The organism is Plantactinospora solaniradicis (assembly GCF_042658085.1).
Classification (GTDB): Bacteria; Actinomycetota; Actinomycetes; order Mycobacteriales; family Micromonosporaceae; genus Plantactinospora; species Plantactinospora solaniradicis.
Map to the genome: position 1 here is coordinate 1 of NZ_JBHSPR010000101.1, position 21,350 is coordinate 21,350.

A 21,350-nucleotide genomic window follows, 5' to 3' on the forward strand; every position below is an offset into this window, starting at 1 on the left:
CCGGCCAGCGGCGTCTGCGGCCCGCCCGCGACCGTGCCGGCCGAGGCGGGTGGCAGACTCTTCGGCGTGACCGAGCCAACCGAGCGGACTGTCAGGTTCAGCGATGATGCCGCTCGTGGTCTGCCGACGCAGCGCGGGTCGATGTCGTACCGCGACGGCGCGGAACCGGCGACGGACGGTGGGCTGGAGAGCGCGAGCCTCGTCGAGTTGGCCGTGCTCCGGCTCAGCCGCGAGATCCTGAGCGGCAAGACCGACCCGGGGGAGCGGCTGGTCGAGGAACAGCTGACCCGGCGACTGGGCATCAGCAGGGCTCCACTGCGGGAGGCGCTGCGGCTGCTCGCCCAGCAGGGCCTGGTCGAGCACGTTCCACGGCGCGGAGTCCGGGTGGCCACCCTGTCCGACCGGGACATGCTGGAGCTGTACGCGGTGCGCGACGTGCTGGAACGGTACGCCGTCGAGACGGCCCTGCCGGTGCGCTCGGGAACCGACCTGGACGGGCTCCGGGCGGCGCTCGACCAGATGCGGGAGGCGACCCGGTCCGGCGACCGGCTGACCGTGGCGGAAGCCCACCGCGCCTTCCACATGGAACTGGTGGCTCTCGCCGGCAACCGGCAACTCTCTGCCGTCTACGGCTCCATCCTGTTGAAGCTTCAGCTCTACATGGCGCTCAACCTGCACCGGGAAGCAGAGGCGGCGACGGCCGGCGACGGCGTACACCGGCATGAGCGCCTGTTCGCGGCAGTGACGGACGGGGATCCGCAGACGGTGCTCGCCGAGCTGGCGGCACACGGCGGGCGGTCCTATCTTAGCTGAGGATGCTGCCGGCTGTGACACATCGTCGTTACCTGACTGACTGTCTGTCGAAACAGAACGGTCGACAATCGTTTGTATGCCAGAACCGATCGGCACCGCAGCGGTCCTCCGGTCCGCATACTCCGCCGGAGAGCTGACCACGGTGGAAATCGCCGATCGGGTGCTCGCCGCGATCGGGGATCCGACCGGGAACCCGATCTGGATCAGCACCGTTCCGGCCGCACAGCTACGGGCCCGCGCGGTCGAGCTGCACGAACGCCGGGACGAGCTGGCCGTCCTCCCGCTCTACGGAGTGCCGTTCGCGGTGAAGGACAACATCGACCTGGCCGGACTGCCGACCACCGCCGGCTGCCCGGAATTCGCGTACCGGCCGGACCGGACCGCCACCGTGGTGACCCGACTGCTCGACGCCGGGGCGATGCTGGTCGGTAAGACCAACCTCGACCAGTTCGCCACGGGGCTCACCGGCACCCGCTCACCGTACGGACGCTGTGAGAGTGTCTTCGGCGGCGGCCTGATCGCCGGCGGGTCGAGTTCCGGCTCGGCCGTCGTGGTGGCCGCCGGCCTGGTGTCCTTCGCGCTGGGTACGGACACCGCCGGGTCCGGGCGGGTGCCGGCGGCCTGCAACGGAATCGTCGGCATGAAGCCGACCAGGGGACTGCTGAGCGTGGCCGGTGTCGTACCGGCCTGCCGATCGCTGGACTGCGTCTCGATCTTCACCCACACTCCGGACGACGCCGCCACGGTCTTCCGCGTCGCGCACGGCGTCGACCCGGACGATCCCTGGGCACGGCCGCTACCGGCGGATCGGAGTGCCGCGCGCCCACCCGCGACACTCCGGCTCGGCCTGCCCCGGGCCGAGGACCTGGACTTCTTCGGCGACCTGGGCCAGCGCGACCGGTTCGCCGCCGGACAGGACCGGGTCGCCGTACTGGTGGGCGAGACCGAGCCAGTCGGACTCCGTCCGCTGTTCGAGGCCGGTGACCTGCTGTACCAGGGGCCGTGGGTGGCCGAGCGCCTTGCCGACCTCGACGACTTCCTGCGGAGCCGGCCGGATGCCGTACTTCCGGTGACCCGGAAGGTGCTGGAGAGTGGACGCCGCTACGACGGCGCCCAGGTCTTCCGGGCCCGGCACCGCCTTCAGGAGCTACGCGCGTGGACGGACCGACTGTGGCAGCGGATCGACGTACTGGTGGTGCCGACGGTTGGCACCACCTTCACGATCGAGGAGATCGACGAGGATCCGATCGGCCGTAACACCATGCTCGGCCGCTACACCCAGTTCGCCAACCTGCTCGACCTGGCCGCGGTGACCGTGCCCAACGGGTTCACCGAAGCGGGCCGGCCAGCCAGCCTGACCCTGGTCGGGCCGGCGTTCAGCGACACCACCCTGATCCGGCTCGCCGCCGCGCTGGCCGCCGAGCCCTCACCGTCCGGGCCGACCGTGTCCGGGCCCACGGCGGCGGAGCCGACGGTATCCGATCCCACCGTCTCCAAAGCATCCGACGCCTCCGACGACGACCGCGTGCTGCTCGCGGTGGTCGGCCGGCACCTGACCGGCGAATCCCGCAACCCGGAACTGATCGACCGCGGCGCGGTCCTCGCCGGGATCGGTCTGACCGCACCGCTCTACCGCCTCTACCGGCTGCCCTCCGACGACGGCGTCGGCCTGCCGAGCCTGGTCCGGGTCGGTACGTCGGACGGCGCGGCCATCGAGATCGAACTGTGGCGCCTACCGGTCAACGCGATCGGTGGGCTGCTCGCCGGAGTGCCGGCACCGCTGTCGCTCGGCTGGCTGCGCCTGCACGACGGTCGGGAGGTGCTCGGCTTCCTCGGCGAGGCGTACGCGGCCGATGACGAGGTGGAGGACATCACCGCCGCCGGTGGGTGGCGCGCCTACCGGCAGGCCGCGCGTACCGGTTGACCCAGCCCCGTCGAAGGGAGCCGCCCCCCATGCCCCGCATCGGCCCCGTCAAAGCCGACCCCTACCTCTGGCCGTACGACGGCTCGGCACCCGCCGAACGCACCGCACTGCTCTGTATCGACTGGCAGACCGACTTCTGCGGCCCAGGTGGCTACGTCGACAGCATGGGTTACGACATCGGCCTCACCCGCGCCGGCCTGCCGGCCACCGCCCGGCTGCTCGACCGGGCCCGGGAGATCGGCATGCTGGTCGTACACACCCGGGAGGGCCACGATCCCGAACTTTCCGACCTGCCGGCCAACAAACGCTGGCGGTCGGCCCGGATCGGCGCCGAGATCGGCGCGGCCGGCCCGTGTGGTCGGATCCTGGTCCGGGGCGAGCCCGGCTGGGAGATCGTGCCCGAGGTCGCCCCGGCGGCCGGCGAGGTCGTGGTCGACAAGCCCGGCAAGGGCGCCTTCTACGCCACCAACCTGGATCTGGTGCTGCGTACCCGGGGCATCACCCACCTGATTCTCACCGGCATCACCACCGACGTCTGCGTGCACACCACGATGCGGGAGGCGAACGATCGGGGCTACGAGTGCCTGATCCTCTCCGACTGTACCGGCGCGACCGACCCGGACAACCATGCCGCCGCCCTGCACATGGTGACGATGCAGGGCGGGGTGTTCGGCTGCGTCGCCAGCTCCGACGACGTTCTCGTCGCGATCACCGACGACTGACCGCCGTTGTCACGGCGGACCCCTGACCCCCTTGAGGATCCCCATGCCTACCGTCGACGCGCGTCCCGATCCGTACACCTTCGAGCTGTCCACGACCGCGCTGCTGGTCATCGACATGCAGCGCGACTTTCTCGAACCCGGCGGGTTCGGGGAGAGCCTGGGCAACGACGTCGCCCAGTTGCGCCGAACCATCGCGCCGCTCACGGCGCTGCTTGCCGCGGCCCGGGAGACCGGGCTTCCGGTAATCCACACCCGGGAGGGGCACCTGCCGGATCTCTCCGACTGCCCACCGGCCAAGCGTGACCGCGGAGCGCCGAGTGCCCGGATCGGGGATCCCGGACCGAACGGCCGGATCCTGATCCGGGGCGAGTACGGCCACGACATCGTCGACGAACTCGCGCCGACCGACGGTGAGCCGGTCATCGACAAGCCGGGCAAGGGTGCCTTCTACGCCACCGGCCTCGACGCGATGCTCGTCGACCGTGGGATAACGAGCCTGCTGATCAGCGGTGTGACGACCGAGGTGTGCGTGCACACGACGGTCCGGGAGGCGAACGACCGCGGGTACGAGTGTCTGGTGCTCGCCGACTGCGTCGGATCGTACTTTCCCGAGTTCCAGCGGGTCGGTCTCGACATGATCTCCGCGCAGGGCGGGATCTTCGGCTGGGTCGCCGACTCGACCGCGCTGATCGCCGAGCTGACGATCGCCTGGTCGCCGACCGCCCCATCCGAGCCCGCCGCTCCGGCGGCACCGGCCACGTCCGTGTTGCAACCCTCCTGATCGCAAAGGGTGCCAGCCATGGTGAAGACGACCGAGCGCACCGCCGCGAATCTCCCACTCTGGGTGCGTGGCGACACCAACGCCTTCTTCGGTTTCGGGGTCAACGTCCTGGTCAACGTGCTGACGCTGACCGCTCTCTGCCTGGGCGTCGTCAAGCTCTCCTCCGGCGACGTCTTCGGCACCATCCTGCCGGCCCTGGGCATCGCCCTGGTCGCCGGCAACATCTACTACACGGTGCTCGCCCGTCGGCTGGCCCGCCGGGAGAACCGGACCGACGTCACCGCGCTGCCGTACGGGCCCAGCGTGCCGCACATGTTCATCGTGATCTTCGTGATCATGTTGCCGATCTACCTGCGTACCCAGGACGCGAGGCAGGCCTGGCAGGCCGGGGTGGCCTGGGCGTTCATCATCGGCGTCATCGTGCTGATCGGCGCGTTCGTCGGCCCGTACATCCGCCGGTACGCCCCTCGGGCGGCACTGCTCGGCACCCTGGCCGGAATCTCCATCACGTTCATCTCGATGAACCCGGCTGGTCAGATGTGGCGGATGGCCTGGATCGCCCTGCCGGTACTGGCATTGCTGCTCATCGGGTTGCTCACCGACGTACGACTGCCGGGCAACATTCCGATCGGGCTGGCCGCCCTGCTGCTCGGTACGGCGATCGGCTGGATCGGTGGCGCGATGTCGGTGCCCGACGTCTCGGCGGCGGCCGGTGACATCGCACTCGGGCTGCCGTCGTTGCAACTCGGGCTGCTGTTCGACGGGCTCTCCGAGATGGCGCCGTTGCTCGCCACCGCCATTCCGCTGGGCGTCTACAACTTCACCGAGGGCATGACCAACGTGGAGAGCGCGGCAACGGCGGGGGACAACTACAACCTGCGCAGCGTGCTGCTCGCGGACGGGGCCGGCGCGGTCATCGGTTCGGCGCTCGGCTCGCCGTTCCCGCCTGCCGTCTACGTCGGGCACCCGGGCTGGAAGGCCGCGGGTGGCCGCAGTGGCTACTCGATGGCGACCGGCGTCGTCATCGCGGTGCTCTGCTTCCTCGGCATGTTCGGCCTGCTCGCCACGATCTTCCCGACCGCCGCGATCGTGCCGATCCTGCTCTACATCGGTCTGCTGATCGGGGCGCAGGCGTTCCAGGCGACCCCCAGGGTGCATGCCGCCGCGGTGGTGGCGGCGCTGATTCCCAACATCGCAGCCTGGGCGACCGGGCAGATGGACAACGTGCTCGCCGCGGCCGGTACCACCGCCGCCGAGGTGGGCGATCCGACGCTGGCCGGTGCCGGCGTCGTCTACGACGGACTGCTGGTACTCGGTCAGGGCGCGATCCTGGCTGGCCTGGTGCTCGGCGCGGTGGTGGTGTTCATCATCGACAAGCGGTTCACCCGGGCGGCGATCTTCGCGGCCGTCGGCTCGGTGCTCTCCTTCATCGGGCTCATCCACGGCGAACGGATCGAATGGAACGCCAACGGTCAGGTGGCGTTGGGGTACCTGTTCGTGGCGGTGGTCTGCGGCCTGTTCGCACTGGCCAAGATCCCACCGCGTGAGCCGGACCCGGAGGAACGGGAACTGGACCGCCAGCACGGCGGGCCAGCAGCAGCGGCTCCCACCCCGGCGCCGCCGGTGCACCGAACGGGCGAACCGGAGCCATCGGCACCACCCGGGTCGGAGGGCACGGCCGGGTCGGAGGCCACGGCCGGGTCGGAGGCCACGACCCGTGGACGTTGACCGGCCGGAGGTGGTCGCCGAGGTAGCGGCCGAGTTCGCCGGCTACGAGGCGGCGCTGACGGCCGGCGACGTGGACGCCATCATCGGCTACTTCTGGGCGTCGGCCCGGACGGTCCGGTTCGGCGTCGCCGACCATCAGGTCGGGATAGCAGAGCAGCGGCGGTGGCGTGCGGCGCAGCCGCCGCTGCCACCGGGCCGCCGCCTGCACGGCACCGTGATCAGCACCTTCGGTGCCGACACGGCGGTGGTGAACACCTTCTTCGACTATCCCGGCGGCGGCACCACCGGCCGCCAGACCCAGACCTGGGTACGCCTGCCGGTCGGCTGGCGCATCGTCAGCGCCCACGTTTCCGAGCCGGCTGGGGTGCCGGCAGACCGTTAGGAAGGGCCCCTTCTTCGCGTTTTTTGTAGAAGAAGGGGCCCTTCCTAACGCCTTAGAAGACGGGGACGCCCTCGCGGACCAGTCGCCAGTTCGGCTGGAAGAAGTCGGCCGGGTCGATGCTCCCCTTGGCCTGGGCCCAGTCGATGAGAAGCTGGCGGATCTCCTGCTGCTCGTTGTAGATCTGGGTCTTCACGATCCCGGGGAAGTTGCCGCCGCCGCTGCGCCGGTAGTTGTTCACCGCGATCACGAACTGGTCGCCGTCGGCGACCGGGGTCCCGCTGCCCGGATGGGTCAGACTGGTGATCCGCTGACCCACCGGACGGCTGATGTCGATGTCGTAGTCGACCCCGGAGATGGTGTCGTAGTTGTAGTCCGGCACGGTCGGGTCGTTGATCTCCGCCGGGTCGACCGGCGCACCCGGCCCGAAGGTGCGGAAGTACTTCGCCGAGTGCTCGAGGTAGGCCCGTACCTCGGCACCGCTGACCACCACCGCCTCGAGGGTGTTGTCGTAGATGTAGAGCCCCGCCACGTCCTTGATCCGTACGTCGCCGGCCGGGAATACCGCGGTCCGGCTGAACGGCGCCGCGATCGACAGCACCGGCAGGCTGGCGTACTGGGTGCCGGCCAGGGCGGCGGTGACGGTGTCGGTCTGCACCTTGTTGATGTAGTCCAGGATCGGGGTGTCCTTGTACCGGGACTCCGCCGCAGACAACTCGACCGCCGACGTGGCGACCACCTGGTTGACGTACGCGACCGTCTTGGTGTGCTGGCCGCGTACCGCCGCGAGCACCTTCGGGTCCTCGGGGACGGTGTTGCTGTTCAGCATCGTGGCCCGCTTGGCGGTGATCTGCCAGCGGCCACGGTCGCGTTCGAGGGTGAAGTCCATCCGGGTCAGCCGCTGGCCCCACTTCGACGGCTCCGACATCAGGACCCGCTCGCCGGTCCGGACGTTCACGACGAACCGCTCCACCACCTCGGCGTGGGCGTGTCCGAAGAGGATGGCGTCGATCCCGGGCACCTGCTCGGCGATCAGCGCGCACGGGTTCTCGTTCGGCAGTTCCGGCCCGTAGCTGGACGTACCGCTGTCGCCGCCGTGCGCGGAGATCAGCACGATGTCGGCGCCGCGCTGCCGCATCACCGGGACCCACTTCGCGGCGGTCGACACCATGTCCTCGAAACGCAGCTTGCCCTCGACGTGGCCACGGTCCCAGATCGCCGTACCCGGGTTGGTCAGACCCAGGATGCCGACCCGCAGCGTCGGCGCGCCGTGCCCGAGCGAGACCTTCTTGATGAGGTACGGCGTGAAGGCCGGCTTGCCGGTGCGCTCGTTGACCGCGTTGGCGGCCAGCGCCGGGAAGCCGAGCTGCCGGATCCACTTGTCCAGCAGCGGAAGCCCGTAGTTGAACTCGTGGTTCCCGAGCGTCACCGCGTCGTAGTCGAGGATGTTCATCGCCCGCGCCATCGGGTGCGTTTCACCTGTGGAGGTGATCGGCTCCTGCTTCGCGTAGTAGGTGGCGAGCGAGGTCCCCTGGATCGTGTCACCGGCGTCGAGGACCAGCGTGGCCCTGCCCCGCCGCTCGGTGCGGATCTGCTTCACCAGGCTGGCCAGTTTCGCCACCCCGACGTCGTTGTGGGCGCTGTCGTCGTACTCGGCGTCGCGGTAGTAGTCCCAGTTGTAGACATTGCCGTGGGTGTCCGACGTGCCCAACACGGTGAGGTCGTAGGTCTTCGGCTTGGTCGGCCGGTGTGCCTGCGCCGGTGCGGCGCCGACGAGCGGTGCCGCGGCGACCGCTGCGGCACCGGCGAGCACCTGCCGCCGCGAAGGGCCGGTGAGGGGGGTCATGCCGTGCCTTTCCTAGACGGGGAGCATGCGCCTGGTAGGCGTGCCGACGGCACCATAACGACCCGTCGCGGGCCACGCCAGCGGAGCTGCCGATCGACACCGTCCGGCCATCCGATGTCCGATGGCCGGACGCCGGCCCGCCACCCCGGGCCGGGACGCCCGGGACGTCTGCGTCCGCCGCCGGTCGTCGACCCGAGTCGTCGTCCCAGGTCCGCCGGGGGTGCCCTTCGTCACCTTCGCTGCGGCGGAGCTGGTCGCGGCACTTGATCATCCGACCCCGCTCCGTAGGATCCTGGGTACCTGCCAGGGGACCGCGCTGCGGCGACCGGTCCGAGGACACGGCAGGCAGGGGCACGACGACGGCGGGGGACCGATGAGTCTGCGGGAAGATGCGGCGGAGATCCGGGACGAGTTGGTCGCGCTCCGTCGGGAGTTGCACCAGATCCCGGAGATGGGACTCGAACTTCCGCGTACCCAGGAACGGGTGCTCGCCGCCCTCGAACCCCTGCCACTGGAAATCAGCACCGGTAAGGCCCTCTCCTCGGTGACCGCGGTACTACGCGGCGGCAAGCCGGGACCGGTGGTGCTCCTCCGGGGCGACATGGACGCGCTGCCGATCGTCGAGGACACCGGCGTCGACTTCGCCTCGCGGCATCCGGACCTCATGCACGCCTGCGGCCACGACCTGCACACCGCCGGGCTGGTCGGCGCCGCCCGGCTGCTCGCCGCCCGCCGGAACGAACTCGCCGGTGACGTGGTCTTCATGTTCCAACCCGGCGAAGAGGGCTACGACGGCGCCGCCCACATGATCTCCGAGGGCGTACTCACCGCCGCCGGTCGACCGGTCGAGGCCGCGTACGGGCTGCACGTGTTCTCCTCGATTCTCGGCCGGGGCGTGTTCTCGTCCCGGCCAGGGCCGCTGATGGCGGGCTCAGCCGGCCTGTTCGTCAAGGTCGTCGGCGCGGGTGGGCACGGTTCCCGGCCGCACACGACCCTGGATCCGGTGCCGGCCGCCTGCGAGATGGTGACCGCGCTCCAGACGATGGTCACCCGTCGGTTCGACGCGTTCGAGCCGGTGGTGCTGACGGTCGGGACCTTCCACGCCGGCACCCGCCGCAACGTCATTCCGGACGAGGCGTACTTCGAGGCGACCGTACGGACCTTCGACGGATCGGTCAGCGAACAGATCGGGGAGCACGCGGTACGGCTCTGCGAGCAGATCGCGGCGGCGCACGGCCTGCGGGCCGAGGCGCGGTACGAGGCGGAGTACCCGGTGACGGTCAACGATCCCGTCGAGCACGAGTTCGCCGCCACGACCGTCCGGGAGGTGTTCGGGGAGGAGCGGTTCGCCGACCTGCGTAACCCGGTGACCGGCTCGGAGGACTTCTCCCGGGTACTGGGCCGGGTGCCCGGGGCGTACCTGTTCCTCGGTGCGTGCACCACCGACGACCCGGAGACGGCGCCGGGAAACCACTCGCCCCGGGCAACGTACGACGACGGCGTGCTCGCCGACGGCGCCGCGCTCCTCGCCGAGTTGGCGGTTCGCCGGCTCCGTTAGGGCGCCGACCCGCACGTCGGCGGTCGACCCCCGGGGTCCACCAAGTTGGCTGATTCTGTGTCCACGGTTCATCGCCCCGCCACCAGCGCATGGAAGCTTTCCGGGGGTACCACCCGGCAAGATCGGAGAGCGTCCGTGCCCGAACCGTCAAGACTGAACCGTCGATCGTTCGTCATGGCCGGCGGTGCTGCCGCCGCGCTGAGCGTATTCAACCCCACGTCGGCGCCGGCCGCCGTCGCGCAGAGCCGTAAGGGCGTCCTGAAGCCGGTCGAACTGCTCGGACCGCTCCGCCCGGTCGCTGACGCCCGCGACGGCGTGGCCCGGCTCGAACTGCCGCCGGGCTTCGGCTACCGCAGCTTCGGTGTGGCGGGCGAAAGTATGAGCGACGGCAACATCTGCCCGACCGCGCACGACGGATCCGCGGCCTTCGAGCTGCCCAACGGGCGGCTGCGCCTGATCCGCAACCACGAGGTCGACGCCCCGTCCACCGAGGCCCGGCCGATGGCGGGCCCGCACAAGGCGTACGACCGGCGGGCCGGGGGCGGCACCACCACCGTCGAGCTGAAGCGCGACCGGGACGGCTCGGTCGACGTGGTACGCGAGTTCGTCAGCCTGAACGGCACACACTGCAACTGCAGCGGCGGACCCACCCCGTGGGGCACCTGGCTGTCGTGCGAGGAGACGGTCGAGGACAACCGGCCGTTCGCCGTGAACGAGGAGAACGACGACTTCCAGAACGGCTTCGAGCGGCGGCACGGTTACGTCTTCGAGGTGCCCGTCACCGCGAACGGACCCGTCGATCCCGTACCGCTGGTCGGCATGGGGCGGTTCAACCACGAGGCCGTCGCCGTCGACCCGGCCACCAGCGACGTATACCTGACGGAGGACAACGACGTCGCCGGGTTCTACCGGTTCCGGCCACACTATCGGGGACATCTCGCCAGGGGTGGTGTGCTCCAGGCGCTGCGGGTGAAGCACAAGCCCGGGATCGACCTGCGCGGCGGCGTGCAGCCCGGTACGCGGTTCGAGGCGGACTGGGTGACGATCGAGAACCCGGACCCGCCGGCCGGTGTCACGTACGACGACGCGGCCCAGGGCGTGTTCCGCCAGGGCGCGGCGAAGGGCGCTGCCGTCTTCACCGGTCTGGAGGGCTGCACCTGGCAGGCGCGGGGCAACACCGGTGGCCCCAGCGCGGTGTTCGTCTCCACCGCGGGTGGCGCGGCGGGATGCGGCCAGATCTGGGCCTACCACCCGGACCACCGGCGGCACGGAGAGTCCGGCACCCTGGAACTGCTGTACGAGTCCCCGGGCATCGACGTGCTGAGCTACCCCGACGTGCTCACCGCCTCGCACGACGGCACGCTGGTCGTCTGCGAGGACGGCCCCGGTACGACACTGTTGCGCGGCATCACGCCCAAGGGCGAGATCTTTCCGATCGGAAACGCGGTCGACGGAAAGAACGACGTGACCGGCCCGACGTTCAGCCCGGACGGGAACATCCTGTTCCTCAACATCATGGGCGAGGATCCGCCCAACCAGCCGGCGATGTCGTTCGCTGTCTGGGGCCCATGGCGCAGGTACACCTGAGCGGCGACCGGGCATCCGAGCGGCGACCGGGCATCCGAGCGGCCGCGCCGCTGCCGACGGCTCAGCCCGCCGTCCGACCTGCTGCCAGCTCCCCGGCGAGCTTCTCGATCCGGGCGCGGATCTCGTCGCGGATCGGGCGGACCGCGTCAACGTCCTTGCCGGCGGGGTCGTCGAGTTGCCAGTCCTCGTACCGCTTGCCCGGAAAGACCGGGCAGGCGTCGCCGCAGCCCATGGTGACGATCACGTCGGAGGACTCGGCGGTCTCCCATTCCAGCAGCTTCGGGGTCTGGTCGGTGATGTCGATGCCGACCTCGCGCATCGCCTCGACGGCGGCGGGGTTGACCTGGTTCGCGGGTGCGGAGCCGGCGGAGCGGACCTCGACGGTGTCCCCGGCGAGGTGGCGGAGCCAGCCGGCGGCCATCTGGGAGCGGCCGGCATTGTGGACGCAGACGAACAGGACGCTGGGCTTGTCGGACATGAACGGTTCCTTCGGGGTCGGGCGGTGCGGGCGGCGTCCCGCAGGCGCGTCGATGATCGCGGTTCGCTCGGGCGGGGCGGCGTCCCGGCTCGCGGCGAGGCGTTGGGGCATCTCGGGTAGCTGCTGGTCGAGCCGGGCGGTGCGGAACCGTGGGCGGTAGGGCTCGTTCACGTGGCGGTCGAACGGTCCGTAGCGAGGACCGCCCGGATCCGTCGTTGGATTCATGACGGGTTCCGCGAGGCGGTTGCGGTCGGAAGCAGTCGTCGGCGCAGCGCGAGGCTGACGTATACCAGTGCGACGAGGACGGGTACCTCGATCAGCGGTCCGACGACGCCGGCGAGGGCCTGTCCGCTGGTCACGCCGAAGGTGCCGATCGCCACGGCGATCGCGAGTTCGAAGTTGTTGCCGGCGGCGGTGAAGGCCAGGGTCGTGGTCCGCTCGTAGGACAGTCCGATCGAGCGGCCGAGGACGTAGGAGCCGGCCCACATGATCGCGAAATAGGCCAGCAGTGGGATCGCGATGAGCACCACGTCCCACGGTTGGCTGGTGATGGCGTCGCCCTGCAGGGCGAACAGGATGACGATGGTGAACAGCAGCCCGTACAGGGCGACCGGGCCGATCCTCGGCAGGAACTGTCCCTCGTACCAGGTGCGGCCCTTCGCCCGTTCGCCGAACCGTCGGGTGAGGAATCCGGCGAGCAGCGGGATGCCGAGGAAGATCAGCACGTTGCGGGCGATGTCCCACCCGGAGACTGCCAGCTCCGCACCCGACAGACCCAGCCAGTGCGGCAGTACCGACAGGTAGAACCAGCCGAGCACACCGAACGCGATGACCTGGAAGACGGAGTTGAGGGCGACCAGGACGGCGGCGGCCTCGCGGTCGCCGCAGGCGAGGTCGTTCCAGATGATCACCATGGCGATGCAGCGGGCGAGTCCGACGATGATCAGGCCGGTGCGGTACTCGGCGTGGTCGGCCAGGAAGATCCAGGCCAGGGCGAACATGACCGCCGGTCCGATCAGCCAGTTCAGCACCAGCGAGGAGATCAGCAGGCGGCGGTCGCCGGTGACGGTGTCGAGTCGGTCGTAGCGGACCTTGGCCAGCACCGGGTACATCATGACCAGCAGGCCGACGGCGATCGGCAGGGAGATCCCGCCCACCTTGACCGCTTCCAGGGCGGTGTTCAGCCCGGGGATGACACGGCCGAGCAGCAGCCCGGCGACCATCGCCAGACCGATCCAGAGCGGCAGGAACCGGTCGAGGCGGGACAGCCGGCCGACGACTGTGGGTGCCGCGTCGGCGGCCTCGAGGGTGTCGGGATACCGGCTGGTCACGCGCTCGCCGGGACGTCGACTTCGAGAAGGCTCGCGAGCTGTCGCATGATCCCCCGCCGTGCCCGGTAGTACACCCAGGTGCCACGGCGTTCGGCGTCGACGAGTCCGGCCTCACGCAGGGTCTTGAGGTGGTGGGAGATCGTCGGCCCGGACAGGTCGAACGCCGGGGTGAGATCGCAGACGCAGATCTCTCCGGCCGGTGCCGAGGCGATCATCGACATCAGTTGCAGCCGTACGGGATCACCGAGCGCCTTGAAGGCGGGGGCGAGGACGGCCGCCGTCTCGGCCGGTATCCGCTGCTCGCTGATCGGTGCGCAGCAGGGCACTCCGGCGTTGAGGTCGGTGAACTTGAGTGCCGGCGTCTGCTTTGACATACGTCTAGGTTGACAGATCTCGAATCAGCGTGCAACTCTCTGATTCGAAGAACGTCGAGACAGCGCTGACGTGAGGAGGGAGCCATGCTCCGCCTTCCCGTCGCCGTCCCCGTTGATCCTGTTCCGTTGACACCAGAGGAGTTACGTCATGACCGGAAACGAGAGCCGCGGCGGTTTCGCCGGGGATCCGATCGCGGCGCTGACCGTGGCTGGTTCCGCCGGCTGCTGCGGCAACCCCGCCCAGACGACGAACATCGCCCTGCCCGACCCCGCCGACAGCACGGGGCGCACCTGCTGCGGCACTCCGGCGGAGCCCGCCGAGGCGAATTCCTGCTGCGCGCCGGCCGCCGGGGCCGAGGCCGTCGGGTCCGGTACGGGGTGCTGCGGATGACCGCCCGACCCGGCTCGACGGTCCGGCCGGTGACTGCCGCCGACCTGGACCCGGCGCTGGGCGCGGTGTCGGTCGACCGGCTGACCGCGACGGTCGCCGCGCTGGCCGGCGACGCCTTCACCGGACGCCGGGTCGGCACGCCGGGCAACGCCGCCGCCCGGACCTGGCTCGCCACCCGGCTGACCGACATCGGCGCGGCCGTGGCGACCGACCCGTTTGCGGTACGGGCGGTGCCGGACATCTACGCCGTGCCGACCGCGCAGTGGGGCGACCGGAGCACTGCGGCCGACCTGTCGTTCGGCCGGGACGTCGCACCACATCTCGCCTCTGCCGATCTTCCCTCGCGGCGACGCGGCCTCTTGGGCATCGCGGGTGAGAGTGATCCCGGCGGTCGCTGGCTCGTGGTGCCGGCCGGAATGAGCCTGTCCGACGGGTACGGCCACGCCGACGGGGCGGCCGGGCTGCTGCTGTCGCGTCACGTCGATGCGGACGGCTGGCAGTTCACGATGCTGGCCGGTACGAACCCCGGCCCCGTGCCGGTGCTGACTCTCTCCACCGCGATCCACGACGCCGTCGGCGGGGCGGCACGGGCCGGCGACGCCTGGTTGGCGGCCGACGCCCCGATCCGCCGCGTCGACGTCACCGCCACGAATCTGCACGGTCGGCTCCGGCCGGCGGCGGCCGGGCACCGGGACCTGCTGTTGACCGCGCACTTCGACGGCGTCGGTGACCATCCCGGCGTACGACAACCCGCCGCCGCCGACAACGCCAGCGGTGTCGCGGTCGTCCTCGAAGCCGCTCGCCTCCTCGCCACCGCCCTGCCCGAGGGTGCCGGTCTGTCGGTGGCCCTGCTCGACGGCGAGGAGGTTGGCGCGCTCGGTGCCGCCCACCATGCCACCCGCCTGGCCGAGAGCGGCGCCGACCCGTTCGTGGTCAACGTCGACGGGGCCGGGCACCTCCGGCAGGCGGCCGCTGTGGAGGCGGGCGGCCCCGCGCACGGCCTGCTCGCCGTCCTCGACCGGGCCGGTAGGTACACCGGCGTACCCCTGGCCGCCGGTCCGGTCGCCTCGGACAACCGCCGCTACGCCGCTGCGGGCTTCGCGGCACTCGGTATCGGCGCCGGCATGGCCGGCTACCACAGCCCGGCCGACACACCCGACCGCGTCGAGCCCGCCACCCTGGCGGCGGTCACCCGGCTCGTCATCGCGACGGTGTGGTTCGCCTCGGCCACACCGGCTACACTTCTATCGTCCATCGCCGATGGGCGATAGAAGGCGATGAAGGTGGTTCGTGGTGGCGGAGTTGCTGCACCGGTCGGTCGCGGAGCAGTACGCGTCCTGGTTCCGGGCCCTCGCCGACCCGAGTCGCGTGCAGATCGTGGAGTACCTGGCCCGACAGGGCCGGCCGATGAGCGTCGGCGAGATCGTGACGGCGGTCGGGCTCGCCCAGTCGACCGTGTCGCAGCACCTCAAGATCCTCGCCGACGTCCGGTTCGTCCTCGTCGAGCAGGTCGGCACCGCGCGCCACTACCGGATCAACGATGCCTGCATCAACTGCTTTCCCTCCGCCGCCGACGTGGTGATGGGGAAGCCGGCTCCGACGCCGATCGAGGGCTGCTGATGCGGATCCGCTCGATGGAGCCCGGCGACGCCGAGATGGTGCTGGCCATCTACCAGGCCGGCCTGGACGGCGGCGACGCCAGCTTCGAGACCGTGGCACCGACCTGGGCGGCGTTCGACGCCGGCAAGCTGGCCGACCACCGTCTGGTCGCCGTCGACGGCACCATCCTCGGCTGGGTGGCCGTCTCGGCGGTGTCCAGCCGAGCCGTCTACGCCGGGGTGGTCGAACACTCCGTCTACGTCCACCCCACCGCGCAAGGTCAAGGGGTCGGCGCGGCACTGCTCGACGCGCTGATCGCCGGGGCCGAGGCCGCCGGGATCTGGACGATCCAGTCCGGTGTCTTCCCGGAGAACGCGGCCAGTTTGACGCTGCATCAGCGGGCCGGCTTCCGGGTCATCGGCACCCGCGAGCGGATCGGCCGGCACTACGACAAGTGGCGCGACGTCGTCCTGATCGAACGCCGCAGCCCCACCATCACCTGACCCACCAGCCCTCGATCAGGGCAATGGCACCGCCCGACCTGCTATTTCGAGTACTTTCACGATAAAGGAGTCGTCATGAGCGACCGCCTGGAAGACCTGCCCGTAGTCGTGATCGGTGCCGGCCCGGTGGGCCTGGCCGCCGCCGCCCACCTGCACGAGCGCGGGCTGCCGTTCACCGTTCTGGAGGCCGGTGACGGCCCCGCCGCAGCCGTCGCCCAGTGGGGACACGTCCGGCTCTTCTCGCCGTGGCGGTACAACGTCGACCGGGCCGCCGCCCGACTGTTGCGCGACGCGGGCTGGGTCGAACCCGATCCCGACGTCCTGCCCACCGGTGGCGAACTCGTCACGGACTACCTGCGACCGCTGGCGGACCTGCCCGCGGTGAAGCCGAACATCAGGTACGGGGCACGAGTGCGCGCCGTGACCCGTCTCGGCCTGGACCGGCTCCGCACCGCCGGGCGAGAGGCGACGCCGTTCCTGGTCCGGCTCGCGTCCGGCGAGGACCTGCCCGCCCGCGCGGTCATCGACGCCTCCGGCACCTGGAGCACACCCAACGTGCTCGGGGCCGCCGGCATCCCCGCCCACGGAGAAGCCACCGCCGCGGAAGCCGTCGAGCACGCGCTGCCCGATGTGCTCGGCGCCGACCGTGACCGGTTCGCCGGCCAGCGGGTCCTGGTCGTCGGTGCCGGCCACTCCGCCGCGAACACCCTCCTCGCCCTGGCCGAGCTCGCCGAGCAGGTACCCACGACGAAGGTCAGCTGGGCGATCCGGGCCAGCAGCCCGACCCGCACCTACGGCGGCGAGACCGCCGACGCCCTACCGGCCCGCGGGGCTCTCGGTACCCGGCTACGCGAACACGTCGAAGCCGGCCGCATCGACCTGATCACCGGCTTCTCCGTGCACCACCTCGCCCTGGCAGCCGGCGGCGCAGTAGCGGTGTCGGACGGGACCCGGACGGTGACGGTGGACCGGATCGTGTCGGCGACCGGCTTCCGGCCCGACCACTCCATCGCCACCGAACTGCGTCTCGACCTGGACCCGATCATGGGCTCCACCCGGGCCCTCGCCCCGCTGATCGACCCCAACGAACACTCCTGCGGCACCGTGCCGCCGCACGGCGTCGACGAACTCAGCCACCCCGAACCCGGCTTCTACGCGATCGGGGTCAAGAGCTACGGCCGCGCCCCGACGTTTCTGATGGCCACCGGTTACGAGCAGGCGCGTTCCGTCGTCGCCGCCCTTCGCGGCGACTGGACGGCGGCCCGCGACGTCCAGCTCGACCTGCCCGAGACCGGAGTCTGCAACAGCAACCCGGTCATCGGTGACGACACCATCGCCGCAGGTGGCGGCTGCTGCGGCAGCTGACCGATGCCGGACACCGAGCCGCCGGCCACCGAACTGAGCATCAGGCGGCGATCGCGTTGTCAGGACCTCCTGAGGATGACGAGTTGCTGGGTCGCTCGGGTCATCGCGACGTAGCGGTCGACTGCTCCTTCGATGCCCTTGCCGAATGCCTCTGGGTCGATGAGGACGACCAGGTCGAACTCCAGCCCCTTCGACAGTTCCGGGGTCAGCGACCGGACCCGGGGCGTCGCCGGGAATGTGGGATCGCCGATGACACAGGCGATCCCGTCGGCGTGGGCAGCGAGCCAGGTGTCGAGGACCGAGTCCAGTTCCGCAGCGGATCCGTGTACGACGGGGACGTCGCTGCGGCGGATGGAGGTGGGAACGTTGGCGTCCGGGAGCACGGCCCGGATCACCGGCTCGGCTTCCGCCATGACCTCTTCCGGCGTCCGGTAGTTGATGCTCAGGGAGGCCAGGTTGATCCGGTCGAGCCCGATCCGCTCGAGCCGTTCCTGCCACGACTCCGTGAACCCGTGCCTGGCCTGGGCACGGTCCCCGACGATGGTGAAGCTCCGGGACGGGCAGCGGAGCAACAGCATCTGCCACTCAGCGTCGGTCAGTTCCTGAGCCTCGTCCACGACGATGTGCGCGAATGGGCCGGCGAGCAGGTCCGGGTCGGTGCCGGGCAGCGCGGTCTCGTCGACCAGGGCGTCCCGCATGTCCTGTCCGCGCAGCATGATCAGCACGCCTTCGCCGTCGTCATAGGTATGGGCCTCGATCAGGTCGTCGACGACCGTGGCCATGCGTTCGCGTTGGACCGCGACAGCGGCGTCGTGCCGGCGCTGACGTCGTGACGCCTCCGCATCGCCGAGCCGCTGTCGTGCCGCGTCCAGGAGCGGCAGGTCGGAGACCGTCCAGGCCTGGGCGTCTGCGCGCCGCAGCTTCCGGGCGTCGTCGGGCCTGAGCCAGGGAGCGCACTTGCGCAGGTAGGCGGGTACCGACCACAGATCCCCGACGAGGTCGGCCGCGTCGAGCAGCGGCCACGCGCGGTCGCAGGCCGTACGCAGCTCCTTGTTCCGCCGCAGCGAACTGCGGAGCAGGTCAGGCGATTCGTCGCCGTCGTACTTGTCCACCAGGATCGTGAGCAGTGCCTCCCAGATCTGGTCGCGTGCCTCGTTGTGCGGGGTACCGGGTTCTGGTGCTTCGAACGCCTCGGCCCAGTCGTCGACGCTCAGCCAGATGTCGGACCAGTCGGTCGCGACCGCCATCCCCTTGGTGGGCGGCTCCTCGTAGAACCCGACGGCCGTCTCGATCGCCTTCACCAGGTCCGCGGACGACTTCAGCAGGGCCACGTCCGGGTCGCTCTCGATCGCTGCCGCCGCTCCCTCGGCGACGAGGTCCCGCAGGGTGCAGGTCTGCACGTCGTCCTCCCCGAGGCTGGGGAGGACGTCGGCGACGTAGGCCAGGTAGGGCTGGTGCGGACCGACGAACAGCACGCCGCCCCGGCGGTGACCGAGACGAGGGTCGGAGTAGAGGAGGTAGGCGGTGCGGTGCAGAGCGACGACGGTCTTCCCCGTACCCGGACCGCCGTCGACCACGAGAGCGCCGCGGGATCCCGCCCGGATGATGGCGTCCTGGTCGGCCTGGATCGTCCCGAGCACGTCCCGCATCCGGCTCGACCGGTTGCCGCCCAGGCTGGCGATGAAGGCGGACTGGTCGTCGAGCGCGACGGCGTGCCCGGTGAACCCGTCCGGAGTGAACACCTCGTCCCAGTAGTCGGTGATCCGGCCGAGGGTCCAGCGATACCTGCGGCGGCTCGTCAGACCCATCGGGTTGGCGTGGGTTGCGCCGAAGAACGGCTCCGCCGCGGGGGAGCGCCAGTCGACCAGCAGCCGGCGGCCCGCGCTGTCGGTGAGGCCGAGCCGTCCGACGTACACGGGCTCGGGGTTGTCGGCGCCGACCATGTGCCCGAGGCACAGGTCCAGACCGTAGCGGCGCAGGGTACGCAGGCGGGCGGTCAGTCGGTGGACCTCCTGGTCCCGGTCCAGCGCCTGCCGGCCCATGCCGCCGGCCGCCTTGCGCGCGTCGTCGAGACGGTCGGACAGGTCGGTGAGCATCTGCTCGAGGCAATCGGCGATGGCCGCGAAGTGCTGCTCGTCGCGGGCGATCAGCGCCGGGTCGGCCTTGGGGGAGAGGCACTCGGGAAGGTCAAAGGCGCTCGTCGTCAGGGGATTCAACTCATCGGCTCCGATCTGAGGTCACTGGTGACCCTTGCGTGCAGGAAGGCGGGTACCGCGACGTGACCAACCCGCTGGCCATGACGGGCACACTTCGCTGACGCGGACCCCGCGGCCGCTGTCGGTTCAGGTCACCAGGTTGTGCAGGGTCTCGCTTCTCCGGTCCTTCTGGCCTCGGCCGACGATTCTGCGGCACGACCTGGGTCTTGCCGCAAGCCCCCTGGTCTGCTATATGTTAGGAGTGGAGGGGGCTGGGCACTCCACTCCCGCTAATCGTCCGCTCGATGGACGGCCTCCCTGCGAAACCGTGCGACCTCTCTGCCGTGCGACCTCTCTGCGCAGCCGCGCCGCGTGCGGCGGTACCGTCGGCCCGGGAGGATCCACCATTGGCACAGAGGCGTCGGTAGGACTCGTGTCGCCAAATGCACGCAGATTGGACCGGCGCAGCTCAGCCGTGCTGTGCAGCGGGTCGTCCGCCGGTCGGGACGAGCGGGGGCAGCTGCGCTCGTTCCGGTGAGCCGGCCGTGGGCCGGATGAGTCGTTCGCCGAGAGCCAGCACCAGAGCGACGACGCCGAGCAGGGCGCCGATCAGCACCGTGCTGTGCACGCCCTGGCTCGGCAGGGCCAGGCCACCGACGAAGGCGCCACCGGTGATGCCGACGTTGACAGCGGCGGAGACCGTGGCGGCGGCGAGGTCGGAGCGCCCAGGTGCCACCTGTAGCACGAGGCCACCGAGCGCTGCGGTGAACGCGGCGAACGCCAGTCCGGCCAGTGCGATCAGCCCGACGGCCACTGTCGGCCTTTGGCCGAACGCGGAGAGCCCGAGCAGGGCCACCGACTGCAGCGCGACGGTCGCGACCAGGGCGAGCCACGGGCTGCGGTCCACCACCGCGCCGATGGCGAGGATGCCGAGCACGCTTGCGACGCCGCGCATGAACAGGATGCCCCCGACCGACGAGGCGGCGAACCCGCTGACCTCGGTGACGAAGAGGGCGACATAGGTGTAGGCGGCAATGGCACCGGCGGTCGCCACGACGGCCACCGCCACCAGCAGCCAGAACCGGCGGACGTCGGGCGTCGCGCCACGGGCGGCATGTCCCGCTTCGGGCCGCGTCGACGGCAGCAGCGAGGCCACCACGACGAGCACGATCGTGCCGAGCCCGGCCACCGCCAGGAACGACGCGTGCCAGCCGGCGCGCTCGCCCAGCCAGGTGCCTGCGGGCACGCCGAGGGCCAGGGCGACGGTGCCGCCGGCGAACACGACCGCGACCACCCGCCCGCGCAGTGCGGGCCGGAACATTTCGGCCGCGGCCGGCACCACCACCGCCCAGAACAACGCGTGGGTCGCCGCAGTCGCCATCCTTGCCGCCAGCATCAGCGCGAACGAGTTCGCGAGCACCGTGATCGCGTTGCTGACGATGAACCCTGCCAAGAGCGCCGACAGCAGCCGTCGGCGAGGGACTCTCCGGACCAGCGCCGTCAATGGGACCGAGGTGACCATCACCACTGCGCCGTACGCGGTGACGAGCATGCCCACTTGCGACGGTGCTACGGCCAGGTCCACAGCCATCGGTAGCAGCAGCCCGATCGGCAGCGCCTCGGCGGTGGTGTAGAGGAACGTCCCGCCGGACAAGCCGATCAGCGCTCCTATCGCCCGCTTGCTTCCCATCCGACCCTCCATTGTTACCGTCTAAATTAGCTATGATGGCAACAGGCTAGCGGCGCCGCCGACCCGGGGCAACTGGTAAAGTGGGT

Annotated in this window: 19 protein-coding genes; 13 read left to right on the forward strand and 6 right to left on the reverse strand. The window is 70.6% G+C overall.

Annotated elements, in window-relative coordinates; translation table 11 throughout:
- The 6 genes from ACFP2T_RS46820 to ACFP2T_RS46845 form a co-directional block, all read left to right on the forward strand.
- Window positions 1–813, forward strand: an 813-nt coding sequence (locus tag ACFP2T_RS46820) for a GntR family transcriptional regulator (RefSeq protein ID WP_377434244.1), incomplete at its 5' end; no start/stop codon positions are given.
- Between the two features lie 76 nt (window positions 814–889).
- Window positions 890–2,737: an allophanate hydrolase gene (gene atzF / locus ACFP2T_RS46825; RefSeq protein ID WP_377434247.1), complete on the forward strand. Its 1,848-nt coding sequence runs from the start codon at window positions 890–892 to the stop codon at window positions 2,735–2,737.
- Between the two features lie 29 nt (window positions 2,738–2,766).
- Entirely contained in the window at window positions 2,767–3,459 is a 693-nt protein-coding gene (gene biuH, locus ACFP2T_RS46830) for a biuret amidohydrolase (protein WP_377434249.1), read from the forward strand.
- Between the two features lie 43 nt (window positions 3,460–3,502).
- Complete coding sequence (locus ACFP2T_RS46835) at window positions 3,503–4,240, forward strand: cysteine hydrolase family protein (RefSeq protein WP_377434251.1); 738 nt, start codon at window positions 3,503–3,505, stop codon at window positions 4,238–4,240.
- 18 nt (window positions 4,241–4,258) lie between these two features.
- Window positions 4,259–5,968 carry a regulator gene (locus ACFP2T_RS46840; RefSeq protein ID WP_377434254.1) on the forward strand — a complete coding sequence of 570 codons (1,710 nt, stop codon included), beginning with the start codon at window positions 4,259–4,261 and terminating at the stop codon, window positions 5,966–5,968.
- Complete coding sequence (locus ACFP2T_RS46845) at window positions 5,958–6,350, forward strand: AtzH-like domain-containing protein (RefSeq protein WP_377434257.1); 393 nt, start codon at window positions 5,958–5,960, stop codon at window positions 6,348–6,350. Before ACFP2T_RS46840 ends, ACFP2T_RS46845 begins: the two co-directional genes overlap by 11 nt.
- A 52-nt stretch (window positions 6,351–6,402) precedes the next feature.
- Here ACFP2T_RS46845 and ACFP2T_RS46850 read toward each other — a convergent pair whose 3' ends face one another.
- The gene (locus tag ACFP2T_RS46850; protein ID WP_377434259.1) at window positions 6,403–8,193 is read right to left on the reverse strand and encodes a bifunctional metallophosphatase/5'-nucleotidase; all 1,791 of its coding nucleotides are present in this window, start codon (window positions 8,191–8,193) and stop codon (window positions 6,403–6,405) included.
- A 121-nt stretch (window positions 8,194–8,314) separates the two neighbouring features.
- On the opposite strand from ACFP2T_RS46850, the gene ACFP2T_RS46855 reads away from it, so the two are divergent.
- Together ACFP2T_RS46855 and ACFP2T_RS46860 are read left to right on the forward strand one after the other, a co-directional pair.
- A complete protein-coding gene (locus ACFP2T_RS46855; RefSeq protein ID WP_377434261.1) occupies window positions 8,315–9,751 on the forward strand; it encodes a M20 metallopeptidase family protein in 1,437 nt (478 codons plus the stop codon).
- 174 nt (window positions 9,752–9,925) lie between these two features.
- Window positions 9,926–11,338: an alkaline phosphatase PhoX gene (locus tag ACFP2T_RS46860; RefSeq protein ID WP_377434264.1), complete on the forward strand. Its 1,413-nt coding sequence runs from the start codon at window positions 9,926–9,928 to the stop codon at window positions 11,336–11,338.
- Between the two features lie 61 nt (window positions 11,339–11,399).
- Here ACFP2T_RS46860 and ACFP2T_RS46865 read toward each other — a convergent pair whose 3' ends face one another.
- The 3 genes from ACFP2T_RS46865 to ACFP2T_RS46875 form a co-directional block, all read right to left on the reverse strand.
- A complete protein-coding gene (locus tag ACFP2T_RS46865) occupies window positions 11,400–11,816 on the reverse strand; it encodes an arsenate reductase ArsC (RefSeq protein WP_377434346.1) in 417 nt (138 codons plus the stop codon).
- A 221-nt stretch (window positions 11,817–12,037) separates the two neighbouring features.
- Complete coding sequence (arsB, locus tag ACFP2T_RS46870; protein WP_377434267.1) at window positions 12,038–13,147, reverse strand: ACR3 family arsenite efflux transporter; 1,110 nt, start codon at window positions 13,145–13,147, stop codon at window positions 12,038–12,040.
- Window positions 13,144–13,521, reverse strand: coding sequence for an ArsR/SmtB family transcription factor (locus tag ACFP2T_RS46875; protein ID WP_377434269.1), 378 nt, complete (start codon window positions 13,519–13,521; stop codon window positions 13,144–13,146). Before ACFP2T_RS46875 ends, arsB begins: the two co-directional genes overlap by 4 nt.
- 148 nt (window positions 13,522–13,669) lie before the next feature.
- On the opposite strand from ACFP2T_RS46875, the gene ACFP2T_RS46880 reads away from it, so the two are divergent.
- The 5 genes from ACFP2T_RS46880 to ACFP2T_RS46900 all read left to right on the forward strand — a co-directional run bounded on the left by ACFP2T_RS46880 (window position 13,670) and on the right by ACFP2T_RS46900 (window position 17,379).
- Window positions 13,670–13,912, forward strand: coding sequence for a hypothetical protein (locus ACFP2T_RS46880; RefSeq protein WP_377434272.1), 243 nt, complete (start codon window positions 13,670–13,672; stop codon window positions 13,910–13,912).
- Window positions 13,909–15,183, forward strand: a complete 1,275-nt coding sequence (locus ACFP2T_RS46885) for a M28 family peptidase (RefSeq protein WP_377434273.1) — start codon at window positions 13,909–13,911, stop codon at window positions 15,181–15,183. The genes ACFP2T_RS46880 and ACFP2T_RS46885 overlap by 4 nt, the downstream gene beginning before the upstream one ends.
- A 19-nt stretch (window positions 15,184–15,202) precedes the next feature.
- Window positions 15,203–15,532 carry an ArsR/SmtB family transcription factor gene (locus ACFP2T_RS46890; protein ID WP_377434276.1) on the forward strand — a complete coding sequence of 110 codons (330 nt, stop codon included), beginning with the start codon at window positions 15,203–15,205 and terminating at the stop codon, window positions 15,530–15,532.
- Window positions 15,532–16,014 (forward strand): GNAT family N-acetyltransferase, encoded by a 483-nt coding sequence (locus tag ACFP2T_RS46895; RefSeq protein WP_377434279.1) that lies wholly within the window; start codon window positions 15,532–15,534, stop codon window positions 16,012–16,014. The genes ACFP2T_RS46890 and ACFP2T_RS46895 overlap by 1 nt, the downstream gene beginning before the upstream one ends.
- Before the next feature lie 75 nt (window positions 16,015–16,089).
- Window positions 16,090–17,379, forward strand: a complete 1,290-nt coding sequence (locus tag ACFP2T_RS46900; RefSeq protein ID WP_377434282.1) for an FAD-dependent oxidoreductase — start codon at window positions 16,090–16,092, stop codon at window positions 17,377–17,379.
- A gap of 59 nt (window positions 17,380–17,438) precedes the next feature.
- Here ACFP2T_RS46900 and helR read toward each other — a convergent pair whose 3' ends face one another.
- Entirely contained in the window at window positions 17,439–19,586 is a 2,148-nt protein-coding gene (gene helR / locus ACFP2T_RS46905) for an RNA polymerase recycling motor ATPase HelR (RefSeq protein WP_377434348.1), read from the reverse strand.
- Window positions 19,587–20,043: 457 nt separating this feature from the next.
- Window positions 20,044–21,264, reverse strand: coding sequence for an MFS transporter (locus tag ACFP2T_RS46910; protein WP_377434284.1), 1,221 nt, complete (start codon window positions 21,262–21,264; stop codon window positions 20,044–20,046).
- Window positions 21,265–21,350: the final 86 nt, after the last annotated feature.